Raw genomic sequence first — 9,947 nt, forward strand, 5'->3', positions numbered from 1 at the left:
TGTGCGCGGCGAAGGCCGCCGAGCGCGCGGCCCCCGCCGAGGTCTCCGAGCTGCGGACGATCGGCGAGGGACGCCGAGGCTGACCGAGAGCCGGCCACCACCCGGCCCCGCCTTCGCCGGACGGGGCGCCTGGCCGCCGTCCAGCGAGGCGCTGAGGGTGGAAGAGGGCGGACGAGTCGGCCTGTAAGCCGGGTTCTGTGTCCGCCGTCCCTTGCGGGGCGGCGGTGACGGCCATCCATCTCGGGCCGCCGTTGCCGGCGGTCTCCAGCGGTCTACCCGCAGGCTCGGGCGGGCCGCCCTCAGGCACCTGCGCGGGGCCTCTTGCGGGGCCCCTTCTTGACCTTGCTCCGGGTGGGGTTTACCTAGCCGCCCACGTCACCGTGGGCGCTGGTGAGCTCTTACCTCACCGTTTCACCCTTACCACCGGCGGACCGGTAGCGGTCTGCTTTCTGTGGCACTGTCCCGCGGGTCGCCCCGGGTCGGCGTTACCGACCACCCTGCCCTGTGGAGCCCGGACTTTCCTCGACGGGGATCGCTCCCCGACGCGGCCGTCCGGCCGGCTCGTCCGCCGTGGTTCAAGGTTAGCGGCTCCGTGTGCCGCACACGTACCCGTCGCCGGTCAGGCGGGGAGGTGGTGGGTGTCGTTGAAGACGCGCAGGGTCGCCGGGCCGTCGGCGTACCAGTCGACGGACGTCAGCGCCGCCACGTCGAGGTGCATCCGGTACAGGGACGACATGGGCGCGCCCAGGGCGTCCTTGACGAGGAGCTTGATCGGCGTGACGTGCGAGACCACCAGGACCGTCTGCTCGCGGTAGCGGACCATCAGCTTGTCCAGGGCCGTGCGGACGCGGCGGGACACCTGGGCGAAGCTCTCCCCGCCGGGCGGAGCGGCGTCGGGGTCGGCCAGCCACGCCTTCAGCTCGGCCGGCCAGCCCTTGCCCGCCTCGGCGAACGTGAGCCCGTCCCAGTCGCCGAAGTCGGTCTCCCGGAAGCCGTCCTCGACCCGGACGTCCAGGCCGGTGACGGCGGCGACCTCGGCGGCGGTGTCGCGGCAGCGGGACAGCGGCGAGGTGACGATCGCGTCGATCCCCCGGTCCTTGAGGGCGAGGGCGGCGGCGCGGGCCTGGGCGAGGCCGTGCGGGGTGAGGGGGACGTCGCCGATCCCGGCGAAGCGCTTCTCGACCGACAGGGGCGTCTCGCCGTGCCGCAGCAGCAGCGTGGTCGTCGGGATGGACGAGGCGGGCCGGGGAAGCGGCTCGGGGTCCTCCGGCGCCTCCTCGACCTTGCGCGTCCAGTGCTCGCCGCGGGCGGCGGCGTCCATGGCCTCGTTGGCGAGCCGGTCGGCGTGCGCGTTGCGGTTGCGCGGGATCCAGGTGTAGGACACCGCCCCCAGCGAGGCGGCGAGCTCGCGGGCCTCCAGCGCCAGCGGCACCATGTCCGGGTGCTTGATCTTCCAGCGGCCCGACATCTGCTCCACGACGAGCTTGGAGTCCATCCGGACCTCGACGCGGGCGGACGGGTCGATCCCGGCGGCCGCCGCGAGCCCGGCGATCAGGCCCCGGTACTCGGCGACGTTGTTGGTGGCGTGCCCGATCGACTCGGCGACCTCCGCGAGCACCTCGCCGGTCAGCGCGTCGCGGACGAGCGCCCCGTACCCGGCGGGCCCGGGGTTGCCGCGCGACCCGCCGTCCGCCTCGACGACCAGCTTCCGGCCGGCGCTCACAGACCCGACTCGGGCGTCCGGACGAGGATGCGGCGGCACTCCTCGCAGCGGATGACCTCGTCCTCGGCGGCGGCCCGGATGCGGTTCAGGTCGACCGTGTTCAGCGCGAGGTGGCAGCCCTGGCAGGCGCCGCGGTACAGCTTGGCCGCGCCGACGCCGCCGAACTGGCCGCGCAGCTTCTCGTAGAGGCCGAGCAGGTCGTCCGGGACGTCCTTGGCGACGGCGGTGCGCGCGGCGCTCGACGCCCCGGCCTCGTCGTCGATCTCGCGCTGGGCGGCGTCGCGGCGCTCGGTGAGCGCGGCCAGTTCCTCCTGCGCGCCGGAGCGCTCGGCGTTCAGCGCGGCGACCCGGCCCTCGGCCTCCTCGGTCCGCTCCATGATCTCCAGCACGACCTCCTCCAGGTCGGACTGGCGGCGGTGCAGCGACTCGATCTCGGTCTGCAGGCTGCTGAGGTCCTTCGCCGAGGTCACCTGCCCCGAGTCGAGCCGCTTCTGGTCGCGGTCGGCGCGGGTGCGGACCTGGTCGACGTCCTGCTCGGCCTTCTTCTGCTCCCGCCTCAGGTCGCCGACCTCCGTCTCGGCCGCCACGATCGCGTCGCGCAGCTCGGTCAGCCGGCCCTCCAGCCGCTCGATCTCCGCCAGCTCCGGCAGCGTGCGGCGGCGGTGCGCCAGCCGGTCGAGAGAGCTGTCGAGGTCCTGCAGGTCGATCAGGCGAAGCTGGGCTTGCGGTGCGGCTTTCACTTTGCTCCTTCGTCGTGAAGGGTCCACGCGTCGGTGATGAGCGTGGACACCCGGGTCTCCAACTTGCCCGCTTCTGGGGACGACCCGGCCAGGCGCCGCTCGGCGTCGGCGAGCCAGGGCCACTCGGTCGCCCAGTGCGCGGCGTCCACCAGGGCCGGACCGCCCTCCTCGGCGAACTCCGACGCGGGGTGATGCCGCAGGTCGGCGGTGAGGTAGACGTCGACGCCGGCCGCCCGGGCGGTACCGAGCAGGGAGTCGCCGGCGCCACCGCAGACGGCGACGGTACGGACGGGGCGGTCCGGGTCGCCGGCCGCCCGGACACCCCAGGCGGTGGACGGCAGCCCGGCCGCGGCGCGCCGGGTGAACTCCCGGAGCGCGACCGGCTCGTCCAGCTCCCCGATCCGGCCGAGGCCGCGGCGCGGGTCGTCGTCGGCGGGGACCATCGGGCGCAGCTCGCCGGTGAGTCCGACGGCCCGCGCCAGCGCGTCCGACACGCCCGGGACGGCCCGGTCGGCGTTGGTGTGCGCGGTGTGCAGCGCGATCCCGTTAGTGATCATGCGGTGGAGGAGCCGGCCCTTGGGCGTGGTGGCGGCGACCGAGTGCACCCCGCGCAGCAGCAGCGGGTGGTGCGTGACCACGAGGTCGGCCCCCCATGCCAGCGCCTCGTCGATCACGGCGGCGACGGGGTCGACGGCGAACAGCACCCGCCCCACCTCCTGGCCGGGGTCGCCGCAGACGAGGCCGACGGCGTCCCAGGACTCCGCCCATGCGGGTGGGTAGAGCTCCTCCAAAGCGGAGATGACATGGGATAGGCGCACGTCCCGCAGGCTACCGCGCCCGGGCGCTCCCAACGAGCCACCGAGCGTCACCCCGAGACGCCAAGGTCTGTAACGATATGGGACGGACAGTGCACGACCGAGGGAGGAACGCCATGTCGGCCGCCGGCGCCGCCGCGGAACCGGAGCCCATCCAGCCCATCCGACCCGTCGAACCGAAGGCGGAACGTCCGTACATGCCGGGTTACGGCATCCAGGGACCGCACGAGGGAAGCGGCCTGCTGCCGTGGTCCTGGGCCGTGGAGCGGCTGCGGGCCGCCCGGAACTTCTGGGTATGCACGGTGCGGCCGGACGGACGTCCGCACTCCATGCCGGTCTGGGGCGCCTGGTCGGGAGAGGCGCTGCTGTTCAGCAGCGCGGTGCCGTCCCGCAAGATGGTGAACCTGCGGGCGAACCCCCAGGTGGTGGTCACCACCGAGGAGGCCGAGAACCCCGTGGTCATCGAAGGGCGCGCCGAGATCGTCACCGAACTGCGGGATCTACAGCGCTTCATCGACCTGGTCAACTCCAAGTACGCCACGCGCTATCGTGTCGACTTCCTGGACCCGGAGGTGAACGCCACCGTCGCGGTGCGGCCACAGTCGGTGTTCGGGCTCCGCCAGGGAGATTTCACCGGTTCTCCCACCCGGTGGTCGTTTGTAACCTGAATGTCCGCTGGGATCATTCTGGAGACTCATCGCGTTGGAGAGTGTGTGAAGCCACCCTTTCGCCGCCGCAAGCGCGTCAAGGGCCGTCCGATGGGCAACCGCCCGGAGGCGGCCGAGCCGGAGACCATCGAGTGGCCCCGCGAGGGGACGGGCAAGTCGTCCCTGATGGGGGCCATCAGGGGCGACGGCGAGACCGGCGCCGGCTTCGGCGGGGGCATGTTCGAGGACCTCGCCTCCGCCTTCGAGGGCTCCAAGAAGGTCAAGCAGGAGGAGCTGGAGCGGGAGAAGGTGCTCCGCCAGGACGACCACGAGCAGACCGGATCCGGCAACGTCCGCGACGACCTGGAGTCCGGCAAGATCCGGATCCGGCGCACCCCGCCCCCCGCATGATCACATCGAACCGCTCTCGAACATAGGTTCGAATCGGGGTTATCCTGCCCTCGTGAGCACCTACGTTCCGCCCGGCTGGCCCTCGCAGGTGCATCCGCCGGGCACCGACCGCTTCGTGGACACGGCGCTCGCCTGGCTGCTGGAACTCGTCCCGCCCGAGTACCGGCGCTACGGCGTCCTGCGCCGCTACCCCATCGCCCTCGCCCGCATGGCCCGCCACCACGTCCACGCGTCCGTGGAGGCGGCCCGGGAGGGCTTCCGCACCGCTCGCGTCGACCTCGGCGACGTCGTCCCCCCGCACGGCGTCGAGTCCGTCCTGGACGCCTACCGCCGCGAGGGCGCCCGCCTCGTCTCCCTCCTCCAGGGGATCGAGCTCGTCGAGACGGCCCTGCGCGGCCTCGCCGAGCCGGACGATCCCGCCCATCGCCGCCCCTTCACCCCCAAGCTGTGACCGCCGTGTTGACGCTGTGTCGCGCCGTGCGCAAGCCTTGATCTGTTCCTTACGGGAGGCGGGGTTCCGGTGAGCGCACCACCTGGGTGGTACCCAGATCCGGAGTTGATGGGTCGCGAACGCTACTGGGACGGCCAGACCTGGACCGGCGAGTCGCGCCGCTACGACTCCCGCGCACGCCGCCGCGCCAACCTGAGCGCCGAACCCCCGCCCGCCCCCGCCCCGCGCCCGCAACGCCCTGGCCCCACGCCCCGGCCGGCGCCTGAGCCGCCTTCCCCTGCGGCCGCCGAGCCTGAAGCACCGTCCCCGCACCCCGCACAGCCGCCCCGGTCACCACAAGCACCGCACACCCCGCTTTCGGGCCCTGGGGTGCCGCAGCACGCGGCCACGCCCCCTGTTGCCGAGACGCCGCCTGCTTCACAGTCGCCCTTCCAAGAGGCTCGGCCCGACCCCCTCACGCCTCCCCCGCCGAGCCTCGGCGCGTCCCCCACACCGCAGCGCCCCCCTTCGCCGCCCCAGCAGCGGCCCGCAGCCGCTCCTTCACCCCCGCCCCAGCCAGCCGCGCCTCCGCCGCCCTCGCCGCCCTCGCCGCCCTCGCCGCCCTCGCCGCCCTCGCCGCCCTCGCCGGAAGCTTCACCGGAGACAGCGGCTCGCACGCCGTCCGCCCCGGCCGGGCCGCAGGACCCACCGCCGCGACTTACGACGCCTTCGCGCCCGTCCGCAAACGCGCAGCCTCCCTCGGCGGAAGCTCCGCCGAGAGCACCGGCGACTCCGCCACCAAGCCTGGGCGAGCCCCCCGCGCCCTCCGCTCCACCCCCGCCGCACACCTCACCGCCCGGCCCGACACCACCGCGCCCCACGACACCACCGCGCCCCGCGACGCCTGCACGCCCGCACGCACCCGTCCCGCCGCCCCCGGCGGAGACTCCGCCGCCGAGTCTCGGTGAGGGCCGCGCGGCGCCTTCTCCGCGGGTGCCACCCTCGGCGGGGGCTCGGGCAGCGCGGCCGCATGGGGCGTCCTCGGGTGCGGAGTCAGGGCGGGGGGCGGGCTCGTGGCCCGTGCCTCCGCAGGCGCGGTTCGAATCGTCTGCGCCTCCCCCGCGGCTTGGTGGGGCTCCTTCGGCGCGGCCTGTGCAGCCGCCGCCCTTGCAGGAGGCTCGGATGGAGTCGTCGGCGCCTCCGGCGCCGGGGCTGCGGAAGCCTCATGCTTCGCGGCCTCCGGCGCCGCGGGCCGCCGGGCCGGTGCGTCGGCCGCCGGTGCCCGGGCAGCGGGCGGCGGAGGCGCCGCGGCAGGCGGAGGAGCCCGGGCCGCGTTATCTTCCGCCAGGGCAACCGCAGGGCACGCCGTCCGGGCGGGCCAGGGTCGCGATCGGCCTCGTCGTGCTGGTCGAAGGGGGCGTGGTCGCCGCCGTCGCGTTCGGGGCGGCGTCCGTCTGGCCCTTCTGGGGCGCCGTCTCGGTGTTCGCCGTGTGGGCGCTCCTGCTGCTGGCGCCCCTCAGCGCCCCGCGTTCGTACGGCTACCGGGAGCCGGACGGCGAGGAGCGCGCGCGGCTGGAGCACGCGTGGCGCTACGTGCAGCAGCACGCCGGTGTCAGCGGCTACCGGCTCGTGGTCGTGGAGTCGGACGGGTTGAACGCGTGCAGGCCGTCAGCGCGCACGGTGGCGGTCACGTCGCAGTCGGCCCGATCGCTGGCGCCCGGGCACCTCGCCGCCGTCCTCGCCCATGAGCTGGGGCACCTCCAGGGGTGGCGGGCGGTGCCGGCGTTCGTCCACGCGCAGGTGACGCTGCCGAACCGGACGCTGCAGTGGGCGCTGCGGACGGCGTGGTCGCCGATCGGCCCGATGTGGAAGCGGGCCGTCGAGTGGCACCGGCCGATCGGGTTCCTCGGGGTGTTCCTGCTCGCCGCCGTCGCCCTGGCGGTGACGGCGCTGGTGGCGGTGCCGGCCGCGCTCGCCTACGCCGCCTCGCTGGGCGCGCGGCTGCTGGGTGCCGGGGGCGAGGCGCGGGCGGACGCGGCGGCGGTGGGCATGGGGTTCGGAGCGGACCTGGTCGCGGCCGTGGAGCATCGCATCGAGCACCAGCCAGACGGGCTGCCGCTGCCCCTCGTCCGGCGGGCGCAGGCGCTGCGCCGCCGGCTCGGCTGAGCCGGTCAGGTCCGCCCGCCGAACAGCGGCGGCGGGCCCTGGCGGGGGTCGTCGGGCGGCCGCGGTCCGGTCTGCTGGCCGGGCGGCGGGCCCGGCCGGGTCGACAGGGGCGCCCGCGGCGGGGGCGGCGCGGTCGGGGCGGCCCATTGCGGGGCGGACGGCGCGCCCCACTGCTGGGGCTGGGGCGCCGGGCCGGGTGAGGCCAGCGCCGGGCCGGGGGCGGGGAGCGCCTGCTGCGGGGGCGGCGGGTCCGGGAGGGGGCCGGTGGTGACGCGGTCCAGCGTGATGATGGCCGGGTCGCACTCGACGGGCGTGATCGTACGGCCGCCGCCGGGCGCCGACTCGACCAGCAGCAGCGCGTGGTCGGGCAGGTGCTGGAGGGTGACGGGTTCGACGACGTACTCGTACACGCGCTGCGTGGTGTCGGCGTCGCTCCAGTTGGTGCCCTCCGCGTAGGAGTAGGCGGCCGACCAGTTCCGCGACGTGGACGTGGAGGTGCCCTCGGTGTCGCTGGTGCTGGTGGAGCCGCCCCGGTTGCTGCCGCGCTGGTGCGACGTCGAGCGGTCGGGGAAGAGCCCGAACATCTCGCCGCCCGAGTAGGTGGTGCCGGACGAGCGGGACGTCCCCCAGTTGCGGGACGTCCCGGTGGTGCGGCTGGTGCTGTAGGTCTCGGAGTCGCCCGTGCCCTCGGTCTCGGTGGTGGTGTGGGACTCGTTCCCCCCGACGTTCTTGGTGATCTGCGACAGGACGAAGCGGTGGTCGCGACCGATGAAGTCGGCGGCGCGGGCCGCGTCCTCGTGGTTGCCGAGCCGCATGAACGCGACGGCGCCGCCGCCGATCATCTCCGCGGAGGTCTCCCGCAGGCGCCGGAACAGCAGGGTCAGCGGGACGCCGCGCCGCTCGCAGGCGTCCGAGAGGCGTTCGAGGTGGCGGCGGGCCAGCTCGTCCGCGCCGGCGACGACGAGGGCGGGCGTGGAGGCCTGCGACGCGGTGATGCGGTGCGTCACCCACTGGACGATGAGGTCGGTCAGCAGCTCGGAGCGGACGTTGCGGGCCTGGCTGTCGAGCGCGACGCAGGTCAGGTAGCCGGCGCCCTCCCTTTCGGCGGGTGCCGTCCCGAGGTCTTCCAGCGGATGGATGTAGGACTCGATCCGCGACAGGTTCGCGTGGGCCTGCCGCCGGTACTCCACGGTGAACAGCTCGTTCGCGATGTGGCGCCGCTCGTCGCGGGTCAGCGCGTCGCCGTCGTCGGGCTCGCCCATCAGGGCGCGCAGGGCCGCCGCGATCCGGCCGAGCGTGACGTCGTCGCCGAGCGCGCCGCAGACCTTGGTCAGGATGCGGTCGTCCATGCTGCGGTCGGCGCGCGCGGCGTCGGGCGTGCCGCCGTGCATGGACTCGACGATCGCGTCCACCAGGTCGCGGGGCGGCATGTCGGCGAGCAGGCCGGAGGAGGCCTGGCGGCTGGGCAGCAGCTGCGCGTCCACGCCCATCCACGCGGCCTGCGCGAGCTCGACCAGTTCGCGGCTGACGACCTCGCGGGACAGGTCGAGCACGAGCAGCGGCTGGACGGCGAGGGTGGACGTCCCGTAGGTGGTGAGCAGCGCCTCCCACGCCCAGAGCGTCCCGCCGAAGACGTCCAGGCGGCGGCCGGGCCGCCGGGCCGCGCCCCATTCGGGCAGGTCGTGCAGCCGCGCGCGCTCCGCGGCGTCGTGTGCCTGCTTGCGCGCGTGCCACTGCCGCGCCTGGTCCTGGTAGCCGCCGATGATCTGCTGCTGGGCCAGGTCGTGGGCCTTCCGGGCGCTCTGCCGCTGCCGCACGGCCCACCAAGTCAGCGCCGCGCCGGGGGCGAGGACGAGGGCGGCCAGCAGGAGCGAGCCGATCGAGACGGACCCGGAGCCGCCCGCCGAGCAGGCGGCGAAGAGCACGAGGACCATCGCGATCGTCGCGCTCACGGGGAGCGTCCGGCTCAGCCTGCGCTGCGCGACCTGCTCGGTCTGGAGGACCCGGCGCGCCAGGTAGTCGGGCAGCGCCTGCTGCTGGGGCGGCGCTTCCGGGAAGGGGCGCAGGAACCACCAGCGGTCGCGGAACACCCAGCCGAGACGGGGATCGGGGGTGAAGAGCCGTTCGCGGCGCGACAGCAATCCCCCATGGTCGACCGCCCTCACGATCCGAACCCCCGTCCCGCCCCGCTCGATATGCCGCAAATAACCCAAGCAGATTGACATGTGACTTGTCAGGCCCCTGATCGGGAATCGGCCTTCCCAACGGGGTCCTTGCTCAATAGCCTGACTGCTCATGACCTTGGACCGAGGCGAGATCGCGAAAATGTCCGGCCCGGCCCGCCGGCGCGGCTGACCATGTGGGACGTCGTGCGCGGGCTCGCGGTGTGCCGGCTGACGGAGGTCCCCCGCCCCGACGAGTCCGACGGCCGGGACGAGTGGCGCGACCAGCGGCTCGCGGCGCTGGTCTCGGCGTACCACGCGGGCAGGGAGCCGGTGCTCGTCGGCTGGCGGCGCGCGGAGGCGTTCGGCCCCACGGAGGTGTTCGTCGGCGGGGACGGCCTCGTCGCCGACCTCGACGGGCGCGCGGCGACCCTGAGCCTTCCCGCGGGCGGGCGCGGGACGCTGCTGCCCGAGGGCGTCGGCGAGGACTCGATGCCGCACTGGGTGAGCATCGGCGGCATCTCCGACGGCCTGCTCGTGGAGGATCCCCCGCCGGAGGAGCCCGCGCGGCCGTCCCTGGAGGACGGCCTGCTCGCGGTGTGGACGCAGCCGTTCGCCTGGATGCTCGTCGCCGAGCCCGTCGACCCGGACGAAGCGCGGCGCCTCGCCGACGACCTGGCCGACCGGCAGCAGCGGGCCCGGTCGATGGCGGAGCTGTCGCCGGAAGACTCGGTCGCGGCCCTCCGGATGGAGAAGCGGCACCGCGTGGTAGGCGGAGCGGTCGCCGAACAGGGCGCCGCGGGAGAAGGAGGCGTCCTTGCGGCGCAGCAGCGCCGGGCTGAGGTACTCGTAG

General features: G+C 74.6%; 9 protein-coding genes, 1 other RNA gene and 1 pseudogene. 6 read left to right on the forward strand and 5 right to left on the reverse strand.

Annotated elements, in window-relative coordinates:
* Positions 1 to 168: 168 nt before the first annotated feature.
* From rnpB to AB0C69_RS30430, 4 genes are all read right to left on the reverse strand, one after another.
* An RNA gene (gene rnpB, locus AB0C69_RS30415) (RNase P RNA component class A) lies at positions 169 to 564 on the reverse strand.
* A gap of 55 nt (positions 565 to 619) precedes the next feature.
* Positions 620 to 1,723 carry a bifunctional RNase H/acid phosphatase gene (locus tag AB0C69_RS30420; protein WP_360358509.1) on the reverse strand — a complete coding sequence of 368 codons (1,104 nt, stop codon included), beginning with the start codon at positions 1,721 to 1,723 and terminating at the stop codon, positions 620 to 622.
* A complete protein-coding gene (locus tag AB0C69_RS30425) occupies positions 1,720 to 2,463 on the reverse strand; it encodes a C4-type zinc ribbon domain-containing protein (protein ID WP_360358510.1) in 744 nt (247 codons plus the stop codon). Before AB0C69_RS30425 ends, AB0C69_RS30420 begins: the two co-directional genes overlap by 4 nt.
* Positions 2,460 to 3,281 carry a Nif3-like dinuclear metal center hexameric protein gene (locus tag AB0C69_RS30430; protein WP_360358511.1) on the reverse strand — a complete coding sequence of 274 codons (822 nt, stop codon included), beginning with the start codon at positions 3,279 to 3,281 and terminating at the stop codon, positions 2,460 to 2,462. The genes AB0C69_RS30425 and AB0C69_RS30430 overlap by 4 nt, the downstream gene beginning before the upstream one ends.
* A gap of 113 nt (positions 3,282 to 3,394) precedes the next feature.
* Between AB0C69_RS30430 and AB0C69_RS30435 the strand changes: the two genes are divergently transcribed.
* From AB0C69_RS30435 to AB0C69_RS30455, 5 genes and pseudogenes are all read left to right on the forward strand, one after another.
* Positions 3,395 to 3,946 carry a pyridoxamine 5'-phosphate oxidase family protein gene (locus tag AB0C69_RS30435; RefSeq protein ID WP_345178532.1) on the forward strand — a complete coding sequence of 184 codons (552 nt, stop codon included), beginning with the start codon at positions 3,395 to 3,397 and terminating at the stop codon, positions 3,944 to 3,946.
* Positions 3,947 to 3,991: 45 nt separating this feature from the next.
* Positions 3,992 to 4,336: a DUF6191 domain-containing protein gene (locus AB0C69_RS30440; protein ID WP_345178533.1), complete on the forward strand. Its 345-nt coding sequence runs from the start codon at positions 3,992 to 3,994 to the stop codon at positions 4,334 to 4,336.
* Positions 4,337 to 4,388: 52 nt separating this feature from the next.
* Entirely contained in the window at positions 4,389 to 4,787 is a 399-nt protein-coding gene (locus tag AB0C69_RS30445) for a hypothetical protein (protein WP_185026136.1), read from the forward strand.
* A 69-nt stretch (positions 4,788 to 4,856) separates the two neighbouring features.
* Positions 4,857 to 4,940, forward strand: a pseudogene (locus tag AB0C69_RS30450) (DUF2510 domain-containing protein); the annotation flags it as partial.
* A gap of 1,104 nt (positions 4,941 to 6,044) precedes the next feature.
* Positions 6,045 to 6,932: a M48 family metalloprotease gene (locus tag AB0C69_RS30455; protein ID WP_360358514.1), complete on the forward strand. Its 888-nt coding sequence runs from the start codon at positions 6,045 to 6,047 to the stop codon at positions 6,930 to 6,932.
* Between the two features lie 5 nt (positions 6,933 to 6,937).
* Here AB0C69_RS30455 and AB0C69_RS30460 read toward each other — a convergent pair whose 3' ends face one another.
* A complete protein-coding gene (locus AB0C69_RS30460; protein WP_360358512.1) occupies positions 6,938 to 9,097 on the reverse strand; it encodes a hypothetical protein in 2,160 nt (719 codons plus the stop codon).
* 204 nt (positions 9,098 to 9,301) lie between these two features.
* Between AB0C69_RS30460 and AB0C69_RS30465 the strand changes: the two genes are divergently transcribed.
* Positions 9,302 to 9,947: hypothetical protein (locus AB0C69_RS30465; RefSeq protein ID WP_360358513.1), on the forward strand; the 646-nt coding region annotated here is incomplete at its 3' end.

The organism is Actinomadura sp. NPDC048032, from assembly GCF_040653175.1.
Taxonomy (GTDB): domain Bacteria; phylum Actinomycetota; class Actinomycetes; order Streptosporangiales; family Streptosporangiaceae; genus Spirillospora; species Spirillospora verrucosospora.